This is a genomic window from Modicisalibacter muralis (genome assembly GCF_900102945.1).
Lineage (GTDB): Bacteria > Pseudomonadota > Gammaproteobacteria > Pseudomonadales > Halomonadaceae > Modicisalibacter > Modicisalibacter muralis.
This window is the reverse complement of the sequence record NZ_FNGI01000004.1, coordinates 266,369-289,214: the sequence shown is the minus strand read 5'-3', so window position 1 is coordinate 289,214 and position 22,846 is coordinate 266,369. Positions and strand designations below refer to the sequence as shown.

Annotated in this window: 24 protein-coding genes; 8 read left to right on the top strand and 16 right to left on the bottom strand. The window is 63.6% G+C overall.

The features are described 5' to 3' along the window. Window positions 1-107 precede the first annotated feature (107 nt). Together puuE and BLR92_RS09900 are read right to left on the bottom strand one after the other, a co-directional pair. Entirely contained in the window at window positions 108-1,046 is a 939-nt protein-coding gene (puuE, locus tag BLR92_RS09905) for an allantoinase PuuE (protein ID WP_089728017.1), read from the bottom strand. A gap of 94 nt (window positions 1,047-1,140) precedes the next feature. Beyond that, window positions 1,141-2,508, bottom strand: coding sequence for a cytosine permease (locus BLR92_RS09900; RefSeq protein ID WP_089728014.1), 1,368 nt, complete (start codon window positions 2,506-2,508; stop codon window positions 1,141-1,143). A 616-nt stretch (window positions 2,509-3,124) separates the two neighbouring features. On the opposite strand from BLR92_RS09900, the gene BLR92_RS09895 reads away from it, so the two are divergent. Both BLR92_RS09895 and BLR92_RS09890 read left to right on the top strand, forming a co-directional pair. Then, window positions 3,125-3,865 carry an aspartate/glutamate racemase family protein gene (locus tag BLR92_RS09895; protein WP_089728012.1) on the top strand — a complete coding sequence of 247 codons (741 nt, stop codon included), beginning with the start codon at window positions 3,125-3,127 and terminating at the stop codon, window positions 3,863-3,865. A gap of 104 nt (window positions 3,866-3,969) precedes the next feature. Continuing rightward, window positions 3,970-5,331 carry an NCS1 family transporter gene (locus tag BLR92_RS09890; protein WP_089728011.1) on the top strand — a complete coding sequence of 454 codons (1,362 nt, stop codon included), beginning with the start codon at window positions 3,970-3,972 and terminating at the stop codon, window positions 5,329-5,331. 62 nt (window positions 5,332-5,393) lie between these two features. Here BLR92_RS09890 and BLR92_RS09885 read toward each other — a convergent pair whose 3' ends face one another. The 3 genes from BLR92_RS09885 to uraH all read right to left on the bottom strand — a co-directional run bounded on the left by BLR92_RS09885 (window position 5,394) and on the right by uraH (window position 7,917). Next, a complete protein-coding gene (locus BLR92_RS09885; protein WP_089728009.1) occupies window positions 5,394-6,143 on the bottom strand; it encodes a GntR family transcriptional regulator in 750 nt (249 codons plus the stop codon). Between the two features lie 147 nt (window positions 6,144-6,290). Next, complete coding sequence (locus BLR92_RS09880; RefSeq protein ID WP_089728007.1) at window positions 6,291-7,511, bottom strand: urate hydroxylase PuuD; 1,221 nt, start codon at window positions 7,509-7,511, stop codon at window positions 6,291-6,293. A 52-nt stretch (window positions 7,512-7,563) separates the two neighbouring features. Continuing rightward, window positions 7,564-7,917, bottom strand: a complete 354-nt coding sequence (gene uraH / locus BLR92_RS09875) for a hydroxyisourate hydrolase (protein WP_089728005.1) — start codon at window positions 7,915-7,917, stop codon at window positions 7,564-7,566. A 202-nt stretch (window positions 7,918-8,119) separates the two neighbouring features. Between uraH and uraD the strand changes: the two genes are divergently transcribed. Continuing rightward, complete coding sequence (gene uraD, locus BLR92_RS09870; protein ID WP_089728003.1) at window positions 8,120-8,647, top strand: 2-oxo-4-hydroxy-4-carboxy-5-ureidoimidazoline decarboxylase; 528 nt, start codon at window positions 8,120-8,122, stop codon at window positions 8,645-8,647. A 124-nt stretch (window positions 8,648-8,771) separates the two neighbouring features. Further along, entirely contained in the window at window positions 8,772-9,605 is an 834-nt protein-coding gene (locus BLR92_RS09865; protein ID WP_089728085.1) for an IclR family transcriptional regulator, read from the top strand. Window positions 9,606-9,615: 10 nt separating this feature from the next. Here the strand turns inward: BLR92_RS09865 and BLR92_RS09860 are convergent, their stop codons facing one another. Together BLR92_RS09860 and BLR92_RS09855 are read right to left on the bottom strand one after the other, a co-directional pair. Next, window positions 9,616-10,062: a GNAT family N-acetyltransferase gene (locus tag BLR92_RS09860; protein ID WP_340148219.1), complete on the bottom strand. Its 447-nt coding sequence runs from the start codon at window positions 10,060-10,062 to the stop codon at window positions 9,616-9,618. 13 nt (window positions 10,063-10,075) lie between these two features. Then, window positions 10,076-10,789 carry a GNAT family N-acetyltransferase gene (locus BLR92_RS09855; RefSeq protein WP_089727999.1) on the bottom strand — a complete coding sequence of 238 codons (714 nt, stop codon included), beginning with the start codon at window positions 10,787-10,789 and terminating at the stop codon, window positions 10,076-10,078. 69 nt (window positions 10,790-10,858) lie between these two features. Between BLR92_RS09855 and pdxR the strand changes: the two genes are divergently transcribed. Further along, window positions 10,859-12,355: a MocR-like pyridoxine biosynthesis transcription factor PdxR gene (gene pdxR / locus BLR92_RS09850; protein ID WP_089727996.1), complete on the top strand. Its 1,497-nt coding sequence runs from the start codon at window positions 10,859-10,861 to the stop codon at window positions 12,353-12,355. A 3-nt stretch (window positions 12,356-12,358) separates the two neighbouring features. On the opposite strand, the gene BLR92_RS09845 is transcribed toward pdxR, so the two are convergent. Next, on the bottom strand, window positions 12,359-13,213 hold the full coding sequence (locus tag BLR92_RS09845; RefSeq protein WP_089727993.1) for an SDR family oxidoreductase: 855 nt from the start codon (window positions 13,211-13,213) through the stop codon (window positions 12,359-12,361). A 196-nt stretch (window positions 13,214-13,409) separates the two neighbouring features. On the opposite strand from BLR92_RS09845, the gene BLR92_RS09840 reads away from it, so the two are divergent. Next, a complete protein-coding gene (locus tag BLR92_RS09840) occupies window positions 13,410-14,450 on the top strand; it encodes an aspartate carbamoyltransferase (protein ID WP_089727991.1) in 1,041 nt (346 codons plus the stop codon). A 121-nt stretch (window positions 14,451-14,571) separates the two neighbouring features. Beyond that, window positions 14,572-15,216 (top strand): hypothetical protein, encoded by a 645-nt coding sequence (locus tag BLR92_RS09835; protein WP_089727989.1) that lies wholly within the window; start codon window positions 14,572-14,574, stop codon window positions 15,214-15,216. 18 nt (window positions 15,217-15,234) lie between these two features. On the opposite strand, the gene ruvX is transcribed toward BLR92_RS09835, so the two are convergent. From ruvX to BLR92_RS09795, 8 genes are all read right to left on the bottom strand, one after another. Beyond that, entirely contained in the window at window positions 15,235-15,687 is a 453-nt protein-coding gene (gene ruvX, locus BLR92_RS09830) for a Holliday junction resolvase RuvX (protein ID WP_089727987.1), read from the bottom strand. 152 nt (window positions 15,688-15,839) lie between these two features. Then, window positions 15,840-16,397 carry a YqgE/AlgH family protein gene (locus tag BLR92_RS09825; protein WP_089727986.1) on the bottom strand — a complete coding sequence of 186 codons (558 nt, stop codon included), beginning with the start codon at window positions 16,395-16,397 and terminating at the stop codon, window positions 15,840-15,842. A gap of 30 nt (window positions 16,398-16,427) precedes the next feature. Beyond that, the gene (locus BLR92_RS09820) at window positions 16,428-17,360 is read right to left on the bottom strand and encodes an energy transducer TonB (RefSeq protein ID WP_089727984.1); all 933 of its coding nucleotides are present in this window, start codon (window positions 17,358-17,360) and stop codon (window positions 16,428-16,430) included. A gap of 10 nt (window positions 17,361-17,370) precedes the next feature. Then, window positions 17,371-18,342, bottom strand: a complete 972-nt coding sequence (gshB, locus tag BLR92_RS09815; RefSeq protein ID WP_089727982.1) for a glutathione synthase — start codon at window positions 18,340-18,342, stop codon at window positions 17,371-17,373. A gap of 96 nt (window positions 18,343-18,438) precedes the next feature. Further along, a complete protein-coding gene (locus tag BLR92_RS09810; RefSeq protein WP_089727980.1) occupies window positions 18,439-19,170 on the bottom strand; it encodes a CvfB family protein in 732 nt (243 codons plus the stop codon). Window positions 19,171-19,404: 234 nt separating this feature from the next. Then, window positions 19,405-20,130, bottom strand: coding sequence for a 16S rRNA (uracil(1498)-N(3))-methyltransferase (locus BLR92_RS09805; RefSeq protein ID WP_089728082.1), 726 nt, complete (start codon window positions 20,128-20,130; stop codon window positions 19,405-19,407). A gap of 21 nt (window positions 20,131-20,151) precedes the next feature. Next, window positions 20,152-20,640 carry a protein-export chaperone SecB gene (secB, locus tag BLR92_RS09800; protein WP_089727978.1) on the bottom strand — a complete coding sequence of 163 codons (489 nt, stop codon included), beginning with the start codon at window positions 20,638-20,640 and terminating at the stop codon, window positions 20,152-20,154. A gap of 42 nt (window positions 20,641-20,682) precedes the next feature. Continuing rightward, on the bottom strand, window positions 20,683-21,102 hold the full coding sequence (locus tag BLR92_RS09795) for a rhodanese-like domain-containing protein (protein ID WP_089727977.1): 420 nt from the start codon (window positions 21,100-21,102) through the stop codon (window positions 20,683-20,685). 165 nt (window positions 21,103-21,267) lie between these two features. On the opposite strand from BLR92_RS09795, the gene gpmI reads away from it, so the two are divergent. Next, window positions 21,268-22,842 carry a 2,3-bisphosphoglycerate-independent phosphoglycerate mutase gene (gene gpmI / locus BLR92_RS09790; protein ID WP_089727975.1) on the top strand — a complete coding sequence of 525 codons (1,575 nt, stop codon included), beginning with the start codon at window positions 21,268-21,270 and terminating at the stop codon, window positions 22,840-22,842. Window positions 22,843-22,846 lie beyond the last annotated feature (4 nt).

The following is a 22,846-nucleotide window of genomic DNA, read 5'->3' as shown; positions in this document are numbered from 1 at the left end:
CTAGAACGACCCTCTCGCAGGCGCCGCGTCCCGCCCCCGATGCCATATCCGGGGCAGGGCGCGGCGCTCTGCCCAGGTCGATGACAAGACACCTGCACGTCGCCGCCTCAGACCGCTGAAGCCGGATGCTGCTCGGCCCAGTGGCGGGCGATATCCACGCGACGCGTGACCCACACCCGGTCGTGGGCCTCGATGTGATCGAGGAAACGCTGCAGGCCACGGAAGCGGCCGGGGCGCCCGATCAAGCGGCAATGCAGGCCGATCGACAGCATCTTCGGCGTTTCCTCACCCTCGGCGTAGAGCACGTCGAAGGCATCGCGCAGGTAGGTGAAGAAGTGATCGCCGGTATTGAAGCCCTGCGGCGTGGCGAAGCGCATGTCGTTGGTATCCAGCGTATAGGGCACCACCAGATGGGTACGATGCTCGCCTTCGCTGTCCGGCTCGCGGGTCCAGAACGGCAGATCGTCGCCGTAGTAGTCGCTATCGTATAGGAAATGGCCCTGATCGAGCACCAGCCGGCGCGTGTTGGGGCTGTCGCGACCGGTGTACCAGCCCAGCGGCTTTTCGCCGTAGAGCGACTGGAATATCTCGATGGCGCGCTCCATGTGGGCGCGCTCGACGCTTTCGGAAACCCCCTGATAATGCAGCCAGCGCCAGCCATGGCAGGCGATCTCGTGGCCCAGATCCTTGAAGGCGTGGGCGACCTCGGGGTTGCGCTCCAACGCCATGGCCACGCCGAATACCGTCAACGGCAGGCCACGCCGTTCGAATTCGTTGAGCACACGCCATACCCCGGCCCGCGAGCCGTACTCGTAGATCGACTCCATGCTCAGGTGGCGCTCGGGGTAAGCCTCGGCGCCGACGATCTCGGAGAGAAACCGCTCGGAATGGCTGTCGCCATGCAGCACGCAGTTCTCGCCACCCTCTTCGTAGTTGAGCACGAACTGCACCGCGATGCGCGCCTTGCCCGGCCAGTTGGCCTGCGGCGGCGTGCGGCCGTAGCCGATCAGGTCGCGTGGGTAATCAGCGTCTCGGGTCGTGGTCATGGCGTACTCCTTCCTCTTTATTCTGTCGGGTGGCGGCGGTCGGCCAGCGCCCGCCGCCGCGTTAACAAGCTTATGCCGTTCGCGGCATCCGCGCTCAGCCCTGCGGCGCCTCTTTCAGGGCCGTCATGCTCTGCTGCTGCCGGCCGACCTCGCCGCGCATCGCCACCGTATAGCCGATCACGCTGACCGCCAAGCCGACGAAGAAGGCCAGCTCGACGAAGGCTACACTGGCCACGAACGACAGGCCGAACACCGCGAAGCCGCGCAGATTGAAGTTGCGCTGATAGACGAACGGCCCCTTGGGATCGTAGAACTGCTCGGGGTCGAGCTTGCCACGGCGCAACAGGTAGTAGTCGGCGATCATGATCCCGGCCACCGGGCCCAGCAGCGCCGAGGTGATCACGGTGAACCACAGCAGGCTGTCGGCGAACAGCCAAGGCATCATCAACAAACCGAGTGCCCCGGAGATCGCCACGCCCCAGCCGAACGACAGCCGCGGGAAGACGTTCATTAAAACGTACGCCGACGGCATCAGGTTGGCCGCGGTATTGGTCGACCACTGGGCGAAGGCGATGGTCAGCATGCTCAGGATCAGCACCACCGGGTGGCTGATCGAATCGGTGACGATGGCGATCGGGTCCCAGGTGCCGGTGAGGATGCCGCCGATCATGCCAACCAGCAGGATACCCGTGCCAATCACGATCAACCCGCCGAGCTGGGCCATGAACGGCTTGCGGTTGCGCACGAAGAAGTTCGTGCTGGCGTGATCGCGCGAGCGCTCCAGCTTGCGGGTCAGATCGGGACTGTTCAGGCCCATGGTGATCCAGATACCGGCAATGCCCATCACCGCGAACCAGAACGAACCGTCGCCGGTCGCGGGCGCGCTGAAGACATCGAACAGCGTGGCGTCGTTGTCGCCCAGCAGCCACAGCGTGACCGCGCCGATCAGTACCGTCAGCGCCGGAATCGCCACCCAGTCGAACTTGGCCATGGCCTTCATGCCATAGATGGCGTTGATGACCTGCAGCGCGGCGAAAACCAGGATCAGAAGCGTGGTGTTGGTGTAGCCGAACCACAGCTCCAGCAGCTTGCCGATGGCCACCGCCGCCACCCAGGTCTGGAAGCCGAACCAGAAGCAGGCCGGAATCGCGCGCAGCACGGCGGGAATCTTGGCGCCCTGATAGCCGAAGCAACTACGAATGTAGACCGCGAAGGGCATGCCGTAGCGAATGCCGATATCGCCGGTCAGCACCAGAATGCTGGTGACGATCATGTAGGCCACCAGGATGGCGCCGAGGATCATCAGCGGCGAGAGCCCCGGATAGAGCTGCGCGCCCATGGTGAAAGCGCCCATGTTGATGGTCATGCCGGCCCACAGCATGGTGAAGTCCCAGATATTGATGTCCCGATCCTCCGACCGGGTCGGCATCAGCTCGGGATTGTTGAGCTCGTGGTGTTGCATGTCAGCCTCGTCATTGTCGTTGTCATCAGCCAGGGCACGACGATGCACCCCGTCCTGTTATGAGACTGGCTTCTTGTATACAAAAAATCAAAATATTTGTGCGATAGATTCTTGGAAAAATCTCAAGCGACTGTTTTTTAAAAATTAACCTCGATATTTTTTGGCCACAAAAAATGAAGAACAGTTATTGTATACAGTAAAAATATAGTCTGTATCCCACTTCCTTGCAAGCGCCTCCTTTTCGCCCGCACGAGCCGCCGCCGCTCAGGCATTGCGGACTGAGCCTGGCACACCTTACGTCACCATATAGCAGGCCCCGGCACGGAAATCTCATGGTCTATGTGCAATCAAGCTGTATACAATAAATAAAATTTTATGTACGCAGTCCATAACGTTTCATGGCGAAAGAGACAGCATGTGAAGGTCATACCCATCTCTTCCAAGCGCGAACGACCAAGACAAAACAACAGTATCTTATTGTTATAAAAAGATTAAAAATAAAATCTCAAACTTTCTTTGCCATGACTTGCGCTCGTCGACGCCTTACACTAGCTTTGTATCCAACACCAATTATTTTGTGTACAAAAACATAGACCGCTTAGCCAGGGTGACCGCCATGCACATTCACGTGATCAACCCCAACACCACCGCCAGCATGACGCACAAGATCGGCGAGGCCGCCAGCCGTATCGCCGCGCCGGGCACGCGCATCAGCGCCACCAACCCCGCCAGCGGGCCGGTTTCCATCGAGGGTCACTTCGATGAAGCCATCAGCGCGGTGGGCGTGGCCGAGGAAATCCGCAGCGGCGAGCGCGAACGGGCCGACGCCTACATCATCGCCTGTTTCGGCGACCCCGGCCTGCTGGCGGCTCGCGAACTGACCCGTGCGCCGGTGATCGGCATCGCCGAGGCGGCCTTCCACATGGCCACGCTGATCAGCACCCGTTTCTCGATCGTCACCACCCTGGGGCGCACCGGCATCATCGCCGAGCACCTGTTGCAGAACTACGGTTTCGCCCATCACTGCCGCCGCGTGCGCGCCGCCGAGATTCCGGTGCTCGACCTGGAGGACGACGGCAGTACCGCGCTAGCACGGCTGATCGACGAATGCCGCCGGGCACGCGACGAGGACAACATCGGCGCCATCGTGCTCGGTTGCGGTGGCATGGCCGATCTCACCGAGCAGATAAGTGACGCAGTGGGCCTGCCGGTGATCGAGGGCGTCACGGCGGCGGTCAAGCTCGCCGAGGCACTGGTCGGGCTCGGCCTGGGCACCAGCAAGCATGGCGACCTGGCCTTCCCGCGGCCCAAGGCCTACACCGGCCAGTTCGCGCATCTCTCGAATCTCGAACCCTGACGCGTTACTCGCCAGCGACCGGTACGCCGACGGACAAGGCTCATCTGATAGCACTGACACCTTTCAGATGGACCGAACAACAACAATCCGCGAGGTCAATTACCATGCAAAACCAAACGATACCCCCGCAGAGCGTCTCGCCGGACCAAGCCGCGCAGACCAAATCCGCCGGCGACGAGTCGCTGGCGCCACAGCAGACCCGCATCATGGGGCGTTTCTCCTACCTACTGGCCTGGTTCGGCGGTTGCGTGTCGATCGGCACCTTCACCATGGGTTCGAGCGTCGTCGGCTCGCTCAATTTGATCCAGGCGACGCTGGCCATCGCCATCGGCTGCTTCGTCATCGGCGTGGCCTTGGCCATCAACGGCGCGGCCGGCTACAAGTACGGCATCCCGTTCATGGTCCAGGCGCGTAGCGCGTTCGGCTTTGCCGGCACGCGGTTGCCGGGGCTGGTGCGCGCCGTTCCCGCCATCGTCTGGTACGGCTTCCAGAGCTGGATCGGCGCCGGTGCATTGAACATGGTGTCGGCCACGTTGTTCGGCTTCGACAACCTGGTGTTCTTCTTCATCGCCTTCCAGTTCCTGCAGATCGGCCTGTCGGTGATGGGCTTTCAGGGCATCAAGTGGCTGGAGAACATCGGCAGCGGCTTCATCCTCCTCTCGCTGGTCTACATGTTCTACAGCACCGTGCAGCAATACGGCGACGCACTGTCGGCCAACCTGCTGACCATGGAGGGCTCGTGGGGGCTGCCGTTCTGGGGCGCCACCATGCTGTTCCTGGGTATCTACAGCACCATGATACTCAACGTCAGTGACTACTCGCGCGAGCACAAACGCGGCACCGGCCCCGGCCTGTTGACGACCATTTACGCCATGTCGATCATGCCTTGCACGCTGTTCATGGGCCTGATCGGCTACATGGTTTCCGAGGCGACCGGGGTGGCCGATCCCATCCAGGTATTCGCCAGCGCGGTGAACAACACGCCACTGCTGATGACCACGCTGCTGTTCATCGCCTTCGCCCAGGTCACCACCAACGTACTCAACAACGTGGTGCCGCCGACCTACGTGCTGATGGACGTGTTCAAGCTGAAGTTTCGCACCGCTACGGTAATCGTCGGCCTGCTGGCCTTCGCCACCTTTCCCTGGGAGCTTGTTCAGGACGAGTCCGCCGCCGGCCTGCAACTGTTCGTGCAGACTTACTCGGCGTTCCTCGGCCCGATCTTCGCGATACTCGCGGTCGACTACTACCTGATTCGCCGCCGCACCCTGGATATCGCCAAGTTCTATGACGAACAGGGCCCTTACCGTGGCGTCAACTACGCGGCGCTCATTGCCACCGCCGTGGGCATCGTCGTGGCACTCTTCTTCTCGGCCGTGTCCTGGTACGCCAGCCTGATTCCGGCGGGGTTGACCTACTACCTGCTGATGCGCCACTGGACGCCCTGCCAGCGCTTTTGTGACTGAATGCACGCCCCAGAACAGCGACGCCGGCCCAGGGCCGGCGTTTTTTGCTGCCCGACAAAGGGCTAGAGTGAAAAGATCCGATGCAGGTCCGGGGTCTCTTCCTCTTCCACGTCGATCGACAGCGAGGCCTCGATGGCCTTGAGGTGACGCCCCATGAAGGCCGAGGCACGCTCGCCCTTGCCGGCCTCGAGACAGTCGATCAACTCGTCGTGATCGTGCGATTCGCAGCCCAGATTGCCGGGATTGCCGTAGACCGCCAGGATCAGCGAGGAACGCGAGCACAGCCGGCCGATGAACTCGGCCAGCGTGGCATTGCCCGAAAGCTGCGCCAGGCGCACATGGAACTCGGCCGACAGCTTGATCGCGGTACTCTGCTCGCCGGCGCGCAGGGCGGTGCGCTCGCGCAGGGCGATATCGCGCAGCTCGCTCACGTCGGCCGCAGTCATGCTTCGCGCCACCGAATCCATCACCCCGCATTCCACCAGTTGCCGGGCGGCGAATACGTCGCGGGCTTCCTCGGCGCTGGGGCGAGTCACGCTGGCGCCGCGCCGAGGGGTGAGGGTGACCAGGTGCTCGAGCGCCAGGCGCTGGAGAATCTTGCGGATGCCGGTACGGCTGACGCCGAACACTTCGGCCAGGGCGTCTTCGCGTAGCCGCGCACCGGGACGCAGGCGGTGCTCTATGATGGCATCGCTGATGGTGCGGTAGATGGCATCGTGGCGCTCGGCGCCATCGCCATTCTTGCCGCGTCGGGGCTTGGCCGGCTCGCTATCGGTTACCGCACTGTCGGGCAATTGTTGATGCTCGGTCATGCTGGGTGATCCTCACAACGGAAAGCGTCGTTGGGCTTCATTGTATACGTTTAAGCCGGCAAGCGACGACTGCCCACGCGATGACACCGGCCCACCCCTATCGTTTCGCGAGGTGGGCCGGCGTCGATGGCGGCGCTTATGCGATGCTTACTTGGCAGACTGTTGGGCGATCCAGCTACCGATCAGCGCGCGCTCCTCCTCGGTCATCTGGGTGACGTTGCCCAGCGGCATGTATTGCGACTGCACCGACACCCGCCCAATGTCGGCGATATGCTGACGAATCAGCTCGGCGCTATCCAGGCGCACCCCGGCCGGCGCGCTGGCGAACCCACCGAAGCTCGGCTCGGCGGCATGGCAGCCGGCGCAGCGCTCGACGACCACCTGCTCGACCTCGCTGAAGGCGACTTGCTCGCTGGCTTGCGCGGTGGCGGCCGGCTCACCACTCGGCACCGCGATCCAGACGTTGAGGAGGATCAGCGCCACCCCGGCGATGGGATAACCCACCTGAATCTTGCCGGTATGCATCACCACGAAGAACTGGCGGATCAGCGCACCGGCAAAGATGAACAACGCCATGATGAGCCACGACATAGGGTGGGAAAACAGGAACGAGTAATGGTTGCTCAGCATCAGCAACACGACGGGCAGAGTGAAATAAGTGTTGTGCACGGAGCGCTGCTTGCCACGCTTGCCGTCGATGGGGTCGGGGGTTTCGCCCGCTTTCATGGCCTTGACCATGCGACGCTGACCCGGAATGATCCAGAAGAATACGTTGGCCGACATGGCGGTTGCCATGACCGCGCCGGTCAGCAGGAATGCCGCGCGACCGGCGAAGATCTGCGTGCTCAGGTAAGCGACGATCACCATCATCACCGCAACCGCGATACTCAGGATGCCATCGCGTTCCATGTTGGGGCTGATACGCTTGCACAGTTCGTTATAGACGACCCAACCCGCCAACAAAAACAGCAGCGCAACGATATTGGCCTGCCAGCCGGTCATGTTGGCGGCCCATGCCCAATCGCTGGATGTGTCGATCAGGTAAAAGCTCGGGTTGGCCATGTACAGCATGATGAACAGGCCGAAACCCGATAGCCAGGTGGTATAAGCCTTCCAGAACGACCAGTGCAGGTCACCAGGGAGTTTCGCCGGGGCGCTGGTGTACTTCTGGTTATGGTAAAAACCACCGCCATGAACGGCCCACATTTCGCCGAATACGCCTTTTTCCTTGTCTTCGGCCGCCTTGGGCGCACGCAATCCATTGTCGAGCATGACGAAATAGATCGACTCGCCAATCCAGGCAATGGCGGCGATGACATGCAGCCATCGCAGCAGCATGTTGGCAAAATCCAGTAGATACGCTTGCATAAGCTAGTCTCGTCTTGTGCGGTTATTGTCGTCTGAGAGGGTCGAGGCAGTCTCAGCTACCGCGATACGTGGAATACGCGAATGCCGACAGCAGCAGCGGTACGTGATAATGCTGGTCGGCATCGGCGACACCGAAGCGCAGTGGAATGCGATCGAGGAATCGCGGCCTGTCGCTTGGCGCGTCCTGTCTGTCGAGATACTCGCCGGCATGGAACAACAGTTCATACTCACCGGTCGTAAACGCCTCACCCTCGAGGATCGGCGCATCGCAGCGGCCATCGTCATTGGTGGTCACTTCGCCCAGGCGGGTGCGGGCTTCGCCATCCAGGCGGAATATTTCGATACGCAGTTCGCTGCCCGGGCGGCCCCGGCTGGTATCGAGTACGTGAGTCGTCAGGCGTCCCATAGGTCGTGCTCCTCGATCGATTTGTTCGGCTAGCGATTGTCTGGTCGTGGCTCGCCACGAACCGCCAGGCTATGGAGACAGTTTTAGCGCTAAATGAAGTACAATTCAAAATTTTTTTGTATACATTTTAGTGCTACCTTGTCATACACGTGACTGCAGACCGTACTGAAACCGCTTCTGACCAACCCGGAGAAACGACGCCATGCCCGCAACCACGCTCGACCCTCGACCCAGCACGCTCGACCGCGACGACTTCGTCAGCCGCTATGGCGATATCTATGAACATTCGCCGTGGGTCGCCGAACTGAGCTGGGACACCGGCCTCGGCCCTGCCCAGGACACGCCCGACGGTCTCGCCGACACCATGAGCGAGATACTCGCCGCTGCCTCGGCAGAGCGTCAGCTCGAAGTGATCCGCGCCCACCCGGACCTGGCTGGAAAAGCCGCCGCCTCTGGCGAGCTGACCGCCGACTCAACCCGGGAGCAGGCCGGCGCCGGGCTCGATCAATGTTCCCAGGAAGAGCTCGAGCGCTTTCATCGTTATAACGATGCCTATAAGGCCCGCTTCGGCTTTCCCTTCGTGATGGCTGTCAAGGGCAGCGATCGCTACAAGATACTGGCCGCCTTCGAGACTCGCCTGAACCACTCACTCGATGAAGAGCGACGCACCGCCATCGAACAGATCAATCGAATCGCCAGATTCAGATTGCAATCTCGCATCGCTCCCTAGCCGCCGTCCAGCCTGACATACCGCCAGCGCGCAATTAAAATGGAAGCCGATTCCGTGATGGCGGGCAGGTGTGTATGCTGTTGGTTAAATCAATGGGGGAACTCGCGTGAGTGGAGAAATGGGCGTGGCAGAAACCAAACGCAAGCCGGTCGGCCGCCCGGCGGGCTCCGGCAAGAGCAACGGCGGCCACAGCCAATCGTTGGTGCGTGGGCTGAATATTCTCGAAGGTCTGGCGGCGACGCCGACCGGCCTTGGCCTGTCGGATATCGCCCAGATCGTCGGTCTGGCGCCATCGACCACTCACCGGCTGCTGCAGGCGCTGCACAAGCAGGGCTTCATCACCCAGGATGCCGATCTCGGCCTATGGAAGATCGGCGTCAAGACCTTCCAGATCGGCAATACCTTTCTGGAGGCGCGCGATTTCGTCGCCACCGCGCGGCCCTTCCTGCGTCAGTTGACGCTGGAGAGTGGAGAAACCGCCAATCTCGGTATTCGCGACGACGGCATGGCGGTATTCCTGGCACAGAGCGAATCGCCGCAGATGATGCGCATGATCACCCGCCTGGGGTCGCGCGCGCCGCTGCATGCCTCGGGGGTGGGCAAGGCCCTGCTGGCGTGGCTGCCGGACAGGGAGGTCGAGCGCATTCTCCAGGCGCGGGGCCTGAACCGGGTCACCGAAAATACCATCGACACGCCGGCACGACTGCGTGAAAGCATGGCCGAGATTCGCCGCCAGGGCTATGCCTGCGATCGCGAGGAGCACGCCATCGGCCTCAACTGCGTGGCCGCCTCGATTCACGACCAGCATGGCAACCCGCTGGGAGCGATCTCGGTGTCCGGTCCGGTGGCGCGTATTCCCGAATCGCGTTTGGCCGAACTCGGTGGCCTGGTCGGTCGCGCCGCGCGCGAGATCACCACCCAGATCGGTGGCCGCCTGCCATCGAGCGACGAGCGCTGAACGAACCCCGCTACGTCAATACCAGCGTGTAGTGATCGAAGCCAGCGACCCGCTGCCAGCCAAGCGATTCGTAGAGCGTCTTGGCGGCGCGGTTATCCACTTGGGTAGCGAGTCGCATCTCGCCGACGCCGACTGCCTCGCAGTGCGCGCGAGCGGCTTCGAGCAGTGCCTTGCCCGCCCCCTGGCGGCGCGCTTCGGGGTCGACGAACAGATCGTTGAGCACCCAGCGCGACGTCAGCCGAACCGTATTCAATGTCGGGAACAGTTGCGTGAAGCCGAACGGCCGGTCGCGTTCGTCGACCGCCAGCAGAATCAGTGAATCCTCCCGCGCGAAGCGTGCTTCGAGGAATGCGCGCGCCCGCTCGGCGTCGCGCGGCTGACGATAGAACTGGCGATAGCCTTCGAGTAGCGACACCAAGGCGTCCAGATCGTCCGTTGTTGCGTGTCGGATATGCATCATAAGCTCCCGGTCAGGCAGGGGATGTCAGCGATCCCAGAGTCACGTATTGATGGCCTTCGGCGTCGAAGTTATCGGCCGCCAACCAGATCTCGAAAGCCTTTTCCAGCGCCGGCCATTCGCTATCGATGATCGAAAACCAGGCAGTGTCGCGGTTGCGCCCCTTGACCACCGTGGCCTGGCGAAACATGCCCTCGAAGGTGAACCCCAGCCGTGCTGCGGCCCGGCGCGATGGTTGGTTGAGCGCATCGCACTTCCACTCGTAGCGCCGATAGCCCAGCGCGAAGGCATAGCGCATCATCAAAAACATCGCCTCGCTGGCGGCGGAGCGGCGCTGCAACAACGGCGAGAAGTTGATGTGGCCGACCTCGATGGTGCCGGCGCCAGCGTCGATGCGCAGAAAACTCGCCACGCCGACCGCACGCGCCGTTGTCCTATCGACGATCGCGAAAAATAGCGGATCCTCGCGTGACGCCATCTCCGCCAGCCAGGCCCGATACGCTGATGCGTCAGCGAATGGCCCATACGATAGATAGGTCCAGTTGTGTTCGGCGTCGGCTAGGTTCATGGCCGCCCATAAGTCGTCGCCATGGCGCTCGGCTGACAGCGGCTCGACACGACACAGCCGCCCTTCGAGCACACGCCGCTCGGGCAGTTCGGCGCCTTGCCAATCCGGCACGGCGGCACCAACTGGCGCGGGAAATTCAAGGACTCGTGATGTCGTCATGACCGGCTCCCATGATGGACGTTTCACGAGTAGGCTAGAACAACACTGGCCCCATGGTTAGAGCCAATCATGCGCAATTTGAAAGAACCACTCGTCGACCAGCACCCGCAACCCGACTGGATCGGCGAGGCGCTGGCCATCGAACTGGCGACCCCGGCCGCCGGCACCCTGCAACGTCGGCTTTACGCCGCGCTGCGCCGCTGGGTACAGCAGGGCCGGCTGCCGGGCGGTAGCCGCCTGCCTTCCTCGCGATGGCTAGCGCGCCAGCTCGGGCTGGGCCGCAACACCGTACTCGGCGCCATCGACCGGCTGGTCGCCGAAGGATTTCTCGAGACTCGCCACGGCGCCGGCACCTTCGTCGCCGAACTCGCGCACCTCGCCAGCCTGAGCGAGACCTTGCCCACTCAGCCGGCGGTGCTGTCATCGCGTGGCGAGCGCACGCTCGCGAGCTGCCGCCTGCCCGACAGCGCGTCGGGAGCCTTCGCGCCGGGTGTGCCGGCGCTCGAGCTATTCCCTCGCGTGGCCTGGCGACGCCTGATTCAGCGTCATCTGCGCGAGGCGCCCATGGAATGGCTCGACTACCAGGCACAAGGCGGCGTCGAGGAACTGCGCGAAGCCATCTGCCATTACGTCAGGCTGTCGCGCTCGGTCGACTGCTCGCCAAGGCAAGTACTGGTGGTCAATGGCGCCCAACAGGCCTTCGAATCGATTGCTCGACTGCTAGCCGACAGCGGCGACCGCGCCTGGATGGAAGAGCCTGGCTACGTCGGCGCCCAGGCCGCGCTGGCGGCTGCCGAGCTGGACGTGGCGCCGGTGCCGGTCGACGCTCAGGGCCTCGATCCGTCACGCGCACCCCGCGACCGTGCGCCGCGTCTGATCTACGTGACCCCATCGCATCAATACCCCTGCGGCGTAACGCTGAGCCTGGAGCGGCGCCTGGAGCTGCTGGCCCTGGCGGAGCGCCATGCGGCCTGGATCATCGAGGACGACTACGACAGCGAGTTTCGTTACCGGGCCCAGCCGATCGCCTCGCTACAGGGCCTCGCCGACAGCCAGCGCGTGCTGTATGTCGGCACCTTCAGCAAGTCGCTGTATCCGGGGCTGCGTCTTGGCTACCTGATCCTGCCGAACTCGCTGGTCGAGCCATTCCGCCGCGTTCAGGCGCGCCTCTACCGCGAGGGCCACTATCCCATTCAAGCGGCGTTGGCGGAGTTCATCGCCACGGGACACTTCGCGCGTCACGTCAAGCGCATGCGCGAAGTCTACCGCCGCCGTCAGGCCTTGCTGCGCGAAACGCTGGCCCCGGCGGTGGCGCGTGGGCTCGCGCTCTCGCCGGGGGAGTCGGGCATGCACCTGCTCGCCCGCTTGCCGCCGGGCATCGACGAGCAGGCGCTGATGAAAAAAGGGGCGCAGCACGGCATGACGCTGCGACCGTTGAGTCGTCATTATCTTGGCGAGCCCGCTACGGCGGGGCTGGTACTGGGCTATGCCGGCGCCACGGATGACGAGATCCGGCGTGCCGGCGCGCTGCTGCGCGGGTGGTTGCTGCCGTTGTTCGATGCCTGACTATCAGGTGTTGAGCACCACGCCGCCATTGAGATGCAGCGTCTGGCCGGTCATGTAGGAGGACTCCTCACTGGCCAGGTAGACGTAGGCCGGGCCCATCTCGCTGGGCTGACCGGCGCGGTCCATGGGCACCTGGCTGCCGAACGACTCGACCTTCTCCTCGGAGAAGCTGGCCGGGATCAGCGGCGTCCACACCGGCCCGGGAGCCACGGCGTTGACGCGAATGCCGCGGCCGACCAGCGACACCGCCAGCGAGCGCACCAGGCCCTGGATGGCGCCTTTCGTTGCGGTGTAGTCGATCAGTGTCTTGTTGCCCTTGAAGGCGTTGATCGACGAGGTGGCAATGATGGTGTCGCCCGCGTTCATGTGCGGCAACGCCGCCTTGGCCATATAGAAATGGCTGAAGATATTGACTTGAAAGGTGCGCAGGAGCTGGTCGTCGGGAATCTGCGTGACGTCGTCCCAGTCGTGCTGCTCGGCAGCATTGTTGACCAGGATGTTGAGCTTGCCGAAGGCTTCCAGCGTCCTGTCGACGACCTCGCGGCAGAACGCCGGCTCGCCGACATCGCCCTCGAGCAACAGGCAGCGCCGGCCTTCGGCCTCGACCAGCGCGCGGGTATCCTCGGCGTCGCGTTTCTCGTCGAGATAGACGAGCACGCTGTCCGCGCCTTCGCGGGCGTAATGCAGCGCTATGGCGCGGCCGATGCCGCTGTCGCCGCCGGTGATGATCGCCACCTTGTCCGCGAGCTTGCCGGTGCCGCGATAGCCGTCGCGGATGAATTCCGGTTCCGGACGCATGGCATGCTCGTCGCCGGGTTGCTTGCTCTGCTCCTGAGGGGGTTGCTTCTGATCGGCCATGTGCGGTCACTCCTGTGGTTGCACTGGGTGAAGAACGGCACCGCTCTCCGGTAGGCGCCGGAAGCTCTTAGAAGATAGGCAGGCCCAGCCCGACCAACAAGCGTAGCGACTTCATGAAACGCGACGCCATAAACGCATGAAGCGCCCGGCGTTGATGAGTACACTATTGCGCATGCTCACTGCGCGAGGCCTTTCCATGAGTTCCCACCTGCTATCCGTCGATTCGCTATCCCGGGACTATGTCGACCACCTGCTGCGGGTCGCCAGCCGCATGGAGCCGATCGCCAGCCGCCGCAAGGTGACGCGCGTGCTGGAAGGCGCGGTGCTCGGCAACCTGTTCTTCGAAGCCAGCACACGCACGCGCATCAGCTTCAATGCTGCCTTCTGTCGGCTGGGTGGCAGCGTCTGTGACACCACCGGCTTCACCTTTTCCTCGATGGCCAAGGGCGAGTCGCTGTACGACACCAGCCGCGTGGTCAGCGGCTACGTCGATGCCATCGTCATGCGCCACCCGGAACAGGGCTCGGTCGCGCAGTTCGCCGAGGCCACTCACGTGCCGGTGATCAACGGCGGCGACGGCCCCGGCGAACACCCCAGCCAGGCGCTGCTCGATCTCTACACCATCGACAAGGAATTCACGCGGCTCGGCAAGTCGCTGGCCGGCGCGCACCTGCTGCTGACCGGCGATCTCAAGTATGGCCGCACCGTGCACTCGCTGATCAAGCTGCTGTCGCTCTACGCGCCGCTGCGTATCAGCCTGGTTTCGCCGCCGGGGCTGGAAATGCCCAGCGCGTTGATCGACCTGGTGGAGTCGCGTGGGCACCGTGTCGAGCAACGCGACAGCCTGCTCGGCGATTTCGGCGATCTCGACGTGGTCTACGCCACGCGCATCCAGAAGGAGCGCTTCACCGACGAGATGTCGGAGAGCTTCGCCGGGGTATCCCAGGAATTCACGGTCAACCGGGCCTTTCTCGACCGGCACTGCACGCCGACCACCATGGTCATGCACCCGTTGCCACGCGACAGCCGGCCGGGCGCTAACGATCTCAGCGTCGACCTGAACGGCGATTCGCGCCTGGCGATCTTCCGCCAGACCGATAACGGCATCCCGCTGCGCATGGCGATCTTCGCCACGCTGCTCGAGGTCGATGAACTGATCGAGCGCGATCTGCGCGACGTGCGCTGGTTCGTGCCGAAGACCATCGGCGTGGACGACGCGCCGTACCAAGGGAGCTGAGTGTCAGCGGCAATAGACCATCGCATGGGCTGCTAGCCAGCGGGGATTGTGAGAAGGTTCAATGTGATATAGAACAAGAAATGTTGCCGAGCACGGCGACCATTGAGGAGGCATAGCGCCAATGAACCAGAATCGAGCGTTTGTCATGCTGGGGGTTTTGTACAGCCTGCTTCTCCTGTTGGGCCTTGTCGCGCTGGTGTTGGGTGGCGGCTCGATGATGGTGGTGATCCAGCTCGCCGTGGGCGCCATGGCGGTAGTCGGCCTGTGGGGGTATATCCTCAAGCGGGGCTTCATGAGCCCACGTGTCTGGCGTCCGCTCTCCTATTTTCTGGCCGCCGCCGCCGTGCTCCAGGCCGTCGCCCTGTTCACCACGCATCCGTCCTCCGCCCAGATCACGTATCTGCTGATCGGCATCGTCTACTCCGCGTTACTGGTCACGATTCTGTACCAGTATGGCGACCGCGATCAGGATATCTGGAATTCACCCGACGAGATCGAGGGTGGCAAGGTGCTCAGCGAATTGCTCGCGCAGCACCAGGAACTCGTCGTCGAGAAACAACAGGCCAACCGGCAGGCGATCGTCAATGTTTCACGGGTCGATCACCACTATCTTGCCAGCGTGGTCAGAGGCGTGGAGACCCAGGAGCGCTTCGAAGAGCGTTTTACCCGGCCCTCGACGCTGGCCTTCTTCATCGAGCGATACACCTGTATTTCGGTGGGCGACTTCGCCAGGAAATACGCCGGCGACACGACCCTGGCGCACTAGCGCACGGGGTTTCATGTGTCATGGGTGTGACGGCGGGCCTACCCGACGCGCGAAGTAGCCCTCCAGAATCAACCGTGCGGCCAGGCCGTCGACGCCCTCGTCGCGGTAGTTGCCACGATGACCCGTCTCGCGGGCGATGGCCTTGGCCGCCACGGTCGAGCCGCGCTCGTCGACCATCTCGCAGGGCTTGCCATAGCGCCCATAGAGGCGCTTGCCGAACTTGCGCGCGCGGGTACTCATCGCCGATTCGCTGCCATCCATATTGAGCGGCAGGCCGACCACGAACAGGTCCGGGCGCCACTCCTCGACCAGCCGCGATACCACGCTCCAATCGGGGATGCCGTCGCGCGCCGGTAACGCCGCCAGCTCGCTGGCGCTACCCAGCATCTCGTTGCCTACCGCCACGCCGATACGCCGGCTGCCGAAATCGAATGCCAGCACCAGGCGCTGGCCAGCCTCGTTGCTTTTCATCCGCCCACCATTAATTCATCGATAAAACGTGGCGAGCGCTGGCCAGATAAGGCGTTCCGGGGCAAGGAAGCGAAGTTTACAAATTGGTAAATGAGCATTTCTTGTCCCGGAACAACGCAATATGGCCGAGCATAGGCCGTTTTAGCATGAATTCAACTATGGCCGGCCTGGCTGGAAAGCAGGTTCAGGTCCACGCCGAGAATGCCGGCGGCGCCGTGCAGGCGCTGCTCCGCTGGCAGATCGAACAGAATGCCGGCCTGGGCTTCGACGGTCAGCCAGGTGTTGTCCTTGAGCTCCGTCTCGAGCTGGCCGGCCTCCCAGCCGCAACAGCCCAGGCAGACCAGGAAATTCGCCGGCCCCTTGCCGGCGGCGATCGCCTGAAGCATATCCATCGAGGTGGTCAGGGCAACGTTATGCGCGACCTGGAGGCTGGAGTCCCAGGGTTGGCTGTCGCCACGATGCAGGATGAAACCGCGGTCGCGGTGCACCGGGCCACCGTAATACACTGGCGCGTCGCGCGTCGGGCACTCATCGGCGTCGAGTTCGAGCTGTTCGAGAAGTGCGTCCAGGGTCAGATCCAGTGGGCGATTGACGATCACCCCCATGGTGCCATTGTCATCATGGTCGCACAGATAACTGAGGCTGCCGGCGAAATTGGGATCCTCGAGATGAGGCATCGCCAGCAGGAAGTGATTTCGCAAGCTTTGCATGAGCCTCCCCGGCGGCGGGGTTCATCGCCCCTATTGCACGCCAAAATTATTGCCTTCCCCGAAGCGCCAGACCCGCGTGATGGCCAGGCTGTCGCGCGCCCCCATGCCGCTGTCGAAGGGCCGGTAGGGCGCCGCGCCGCGCACGGTCTTGAGGGCGGCTCGGTCGAGTTCGGGATGTCCTGAAGATTGTATCACCTCCGCGAGGCGTAACTGACCGTCGCGGCCGATGATTACGCGAATTCGTAACTGGCCATCCAGCGCATCGGGTGCCGGGTAGTGCAAGTTGCCATAGGCCTCGACGCGCTGCGTCCAGGCCTCGATATAACGCGTCTCGGCGGCGCGTTGCGCGGCCGATTGACTGGCCTCGCCCATGCCGCCGCCGGCCAGCGAGGCATCGAAGCCCTGCTGGCTTACGCTGGCAGTAGCCTGGGCCAGCAGCGCCCGACCGCTGGGTGCCTCGGCCGCCTGGGGAGGCGAAGGTGGCGGCGCCGGCTCGGGTGCCGGTTCAGGCGGTGGAGCCGGCTCGGGCACCGGGGCAGGATCGGGTTGCGCCGCGGGTTCGGGGGCCTCCGACGCGGGTGGCGTTTCAGGTTGTGGCGCTGGCGTGGGCTCGCTAGGCGCTTGCGGCGCGGGTTTCGGCAAGGGTTCGGGCGGTGGCGAAGGTTGCTGCGGCTCGGGCGGGACGGGTGCGGCGTCGCGCCCCGTCGATTCGGGGCCGGATGCCCGCTGATTGGCCTCGGCGATCGCCAGCGCCGCTTGCGCTTCGACCGACGGTACGCGGGCCAGCACCACGTCCAGGCTTACCGGCACCGGCGGTGTGGCTTCGGGCGCCAGCCGCCAGCCGCCCATCACGCCCAGCGCAACGACATGCAGCAGGATCGCCGCCACCCAGGACAGCCGCTGCCGGTAGGCCCGACTGACCGAGGCCCTGCCTGTCGCTATCTCGTGAATCGGTGCGGCCATGCGCGTCTCGCTATTTCGACTCGACCCGGCCCAGACGACGTAGGATCGCATCCCACAGCAGCCCGGCGATATCGGTACCGCGCTGGTCGTCGATCTCGCGCACGCAGGTCGGGCTGGTGACATTGATCTCGGTGATGTAATCGCCGATCACGTCGAGGCCGACGAACATCAGCCCCTTGTCGAGAATGGTCGGCTTGACCTGCTCGACCAGCCACAGGTCGCGCTCGGTCAGCTCGCGGCTGACGCCACGCCCGCCGGCGGCCAGATTGCCGCGCGTCTCGCCGGCCATGGGCACCCGCGCCAGCCCATAGGGCACCGGCTCGCCGTCGATCAGCAGGATACGGGTATCGCCATCCCTGATCTCGGGAATGTAGCGCTGAGCCATGATCTGGCGCCGCCCGCGCTCGGTGAGCTGCTCGATCACCGCGCCGAGATTGCGACCGTCGGGGCCAATATGGAAGATACCACTGCCACCCATGCCATCCAGCGGCTTGAAGATCACATCGCCGTGTTCGGCGTGGAAGGCCCGCAGCACCTTGTCGTTGCACGATACCACGCAGGGCGCGCCACACTGCGGAAACTGCTGGGCGAAGAGCTTCTCGTTGCATTCGAGCAGCGCGCGGGTCGGGTTGACCACCAGCACGCCCTCGCGCTCGGCGAAGCCCAGCAGGTAGACGGCATTCAGAAAATGGCTATCGACCGGCGGGTCCTTGCGCATCAGGATCACGTCGAGCTCGGCGAGCGGCGTGGCCTGGGGTTTGCCAATGTCGTACCAGTGGCTCGGATCGCGATACACGCTGAGATCGCGCAGCCGCGCCATGGCCCGGCCATTCTCGAGGTAGAGATCCCGCTGCTCCATGTAATGCAGCGACCAACCGCGATCACAGGCGGCCCACAGCATGGCCATGGTGGTGTCTTTCTGGTAGGCGATGGCGTCGATGGGGTCCATCACCACGCCGATCTTGAGAGTGCGTTGGCTCATGAATACGGTCTTCCACGGCAGGGAACGATGCGTCGCAGTATGCCGTAGCCCCTGAGCTAGACCAAGGCTAGACCAGGACGGGACATCGCTCGGCGGCTACGGATTCTCGGTGTCGGGCAGCAAGCGGATACCGCGCTCCTCGATAGCGATCAAACGCCGCTTGTACAAGCGGCCTATCGCCTGCTTGAAGGCACTCTTGCTCATGCCCAGGCGCGTCTTGATCTCGTCCGCCGGACTCTTGTCGCTCAGTGTCAGATAGCCCTGGTTGCGGCCCAGGGCAGCCAGGATCTGGTCGCCCACCACATCCAGCCTGGCCGGCCCCGGTGGCACCAGCGCCAGATCCAGGCGCCCGTCGTCGCGTATGCGGCGCACATAGCCGTCAAGGCGCTGTCCACGGCGCAGCGGCTGGGGCATATCATCGTGATAAATCAGTCCCCAGAAGCGGTGGTCGACCACCGCCTTGACGCCCAGGTCGGTAGCTTCGGCGATGGTCAACTCGACCTTGTCGCCCTGCGACAACCCGCTGGCTTCATCGGCGATGAACTTGTCCAGGCGCATCGAGGCCAACGGTCGGCCCCGGGCATCCTCGTGCACCATCACCAGTACCCGCTTGCCGACGCCGGGCCTGGAGCGCTGCTCGCCGTAGGGCAACAGCAGGTCCTTGGGCAGCCCCCAATCCAGGAAGGCGCCGGTGTCATTGACCGTCACCACCTTGAGAAAGGCCACCTCGCCCAGGCGCGCCAGGGGCCGGGGCTCGCCGTGCGGCGCTCTTTCACGCGAAGACGCGCCAGGACGCGTGACGGGATGATCCTTGAACGATCGGGGCATGGTGGAGTTCCTGCAAGGCTGTCCGAGCATTATGCGGCCGAGGCAGCCACACTGACAAAGCCGCTGGCGCGGTCGAGTGAAAACGGGCGCATCAGAGGGGGTTTACAAAAGTCGCGAGCGACGGTCAAGCAAGACGAAATCAGCCGAAAAAGCGCAGTTTACATGGCGTAAATGAGCATTTTGAGGCAGTTTTCAACGCCGCATGGCCGAGCACAGCAATTTGTAAACACCCTCTCACAGATCGCCGAAATGATGCTGCAACAGCGTCAGCGCCACGACCGGCGCGGTCTCGGTGCGCAGGATGCGCGGGCCAAGCGTCAGCGGTGTGAAGCCGGCGTCGCTGGCGCGGGCCACTTCGGCGGCGGATAGCCCGCCTTCGGAGCCGATCAGCAAGGCGGCGCTGGTGACGCCCTGCGCGTTGCGCCAGGCCGATTCGGTCGCCGGATGCAGCACCAGACGAAGCGCTTCATCGCGATCGGCCAGCCACTCGCTCAACGGACGCGGCGCATGCACCTTGGGCAGCGTGGCGCGACCGCACTGCTCGCAGGCGCTGGCCACCACGCCCTGCCAATGGGCGAGCTTCTTGGCCGCGCGCTCGCCCTTGAGGCGCACGTCGCCATGCTCGGTGTAAAGCGGGGTAATCGCCGCCACGCCCAGTTCGGCGGCCTTCTGGATCGCGTAATCCATGCGCTCGCCCTTGGAGATCGCCTGACCGAGATGCACCGCCAGCGGCGACTCGCCTCGCCCGTCGGCTAGCGTAGCGATGCGCACCACCACGCGCTTGCGGGTGACTTCAACAAGCTCGGCCGTGGCCTCCTGGCCACGGCCATCGAACAACGTCAGCGGCGCGCCCTCGCGCAGTCGCAACACAGCCGCGACATGGCGCGCCGCCGCCTCGGGCAGGATCAAATCGACGCCGGGTGCGAGCGCGGCATCGACATGAATACGCGGAGCTTTCATGAACTGGCCATGGGCCGGCATTTACTGAGTGGTTTCGCTGCCTTCAGCCTGGCGCTGCTTCTTCTGCGCATACATCGCCTCGAAGTTGACCGGCGCCAGCATCAGCGGAGGGAAGCTGCCCCGGTTGACCAGATTGTCGATGCACTCGCGGGCATAGGGGAACAGCACATTGGGGCAGAACGCACCGAGGGTGTGATCGAGCTGGTCGCCCTGCAGCCCGGCGATGCGGAACAGCCCGCCCTGCTCGACCTCGACCAGAAACGAGGTCGTGCCACTCTCGGCATGCGCCACCTGCGCGGTGACCTTGACCACCACTTCATAGAGATCCTCGCCGACCTGTTCGCTGGTGCTGTTCAGATCGAGGCTGACCTTGGGCTTGAACGGCTGCTGGAACACTGCCGGTGCATTCGGCGACTCGAAGGAGATGTCCTTGACGTAGATGCGCTGCAGGGAGAATTGCAGTTGCTTCTGGTCCTGGCCCTGTGCGGCCTGATTGTTGTCTTCCGCCATGTTTCGCTTCCCTTAATGAGACGTTACGCTTTTCAGTTACGTTTACTTTCTGACCACGGGCAGACTGTCCGCCTGCCACTGCGCCATGCCACCCTTGAGCTTGGCGGCCCGGGCGAAGCCGGCCTTGGTCAGCTTGGCCACGGCGATGCCCGATGACTGGCCATGCTTGCAGACCACCACGATCGGCTTGTCCTTGAACTTGTCGAGTTCGGCGAGGCGCTCGTCGAGCCGGCTCTGGGGAATGTTGCGCGCCCCGGCGATATGCCCTTCCTTGAAGTCCTTGGCGTCGCGAATGTCGACGATAACGCCATCCTCGCGGTTGACCAAGGTGGTCGCCTCGCTGCAGTCGACACCGTGATTGCCACGCATGAACTCGTAGCCAAGCCAGGCCACGAGCACTATCAGGAAGGCACCCACCAGCAGCGGGTGGTTCTGCGCGAATTCGAAAAACTGATCGATCATGGGTCCGGATAACTCTTGTTGAAGTCAGCCCCGTTAATGGGCGCAGCCCAGTATACACAAGCCTTTGCCGCGCGTCCGTCATCGAGCGCGGCTGTGACGCCCGGCTACCGGCTGCGTTATGATGTCAAAGCCGTGAGTCGTGAAAACGCATAGCGAGGCCAGTTCATGTCAGATAGCAGCACGTTGCGCCCCCGGCCGGTGGCGCTGCTGATTCTCGATGGCTACGGTCATAGCGAGATTACCGAGCACAATGCCATCCACGCCGCCAGAACGCCGGTGATGGACCGCCTGAAGCAACGTTATCCCAACGGCCTGATCCATACCGACGGCCAGTACGTCGGCCTGCCCGCAGGCCAGATGGGCAATTCCGAGGTCGGTCACATGAACCTCGGCGCCGGGCGTATCGTCTATCAGGATTTCACGCGTATCACCAAGGCCATCGACGACGGCGAACTGGCGTCGATCAGTGCCTTGACCGCGCCGCTCGACGCCGCGGCCCGGGCCGGCAAGGCCGTGCACCTGCTCGGCCTGTTGTCGCCGGGCGGCGTGCATAGCCACGAGGATCACATCCTGGCCATGGCCGAGCTGGCCGCCGCACGCGGCGCCACGCGCATCTACGTGCATGCCTTCCTCGATGGTCGCGACACGCCACCGAAAAGCGCCCTGGCATCGATCGAGCGCCTCGATGCCAGGCTCGCCGAGCTGGTCGGCAGGGATAACGGCTTTATCGCCTCCATCGTCGGGCGCTATTTCGCCATGGATCGCGACAACCGCTGGGAGCGCGTCGAGAAGGCTTATCGGCTGATCACCGAAGGCACCGGCGAGCATGCCGCCGAGTCCGCCAGCGCCGCTCTGGCCGCTGCCTACGAGCGCGAGGAAAGCGACGAATTCGTCGCCGCGACGAGTATTCGCCCCCAAGGCGAGGCCATCGCCATGGCCGACGGCGATGCCGCCATCTTCATGAACTTCCGCGCCGACCGCGCCCGCGAACTGACGCGCGCCTTCGTCGATAGCGGCTTCACGGGTTTCACTCGCCAGACGCAGCCCAGACTCGCCGGCGATGGCCTGGTGACGCTCACTCAATATGCCGCCGATATTCCCGCGACCTGCGCCTTCCCGCCCTCCGATCTGCACAACACCCTGGGTGAAGTGGTTTCCAAGCGTGGCCTGACTCAGCTACGCATCGCCGAGACCGAGAAATACGCCCACGTGACGTTCTTCTTCTCCGGCGGGCGCGAGGCAGAATACCAGGGCGAGACTCGCGAGCTGATTCCCTCGCCGCAGGACGTCAGGACCTACGACGAGAAGCCCGAGATGAGCGCAGCCGAAGTCACCGACAAGCTGGTCGCGGCGATCGACGCAGGCTCCTTCGATCTGATCGTGTGCAACTACGCCAACGGCGACATGGTCGGTCATACCGGCAAGTTCGACGCGGCGGTCAAGGCCGTCGAAGCGCTCGACGAATGCGTCGGTCGCGTGGTCGAGGCCATCGAGCGCGCCGGCGGCGAATGCCTGATCACCGCCGATCACGGCAACGCCGAACAGATGGTCAATCCCGATACCGGCGCGCCGCAGACCGCGCACACCACCTGTGAGGTGCCGCTGATCTACGTTACCCAGCGCGACGCGCGCCTGCGCGACGATGGGCGGCTATGCGATATCGCGCCGACGCTGCTAACCATGATGGGCGAAACGATCCCCGACGAGATGACCGGCAACGTGCTGGTCGACTACCACTGATCGG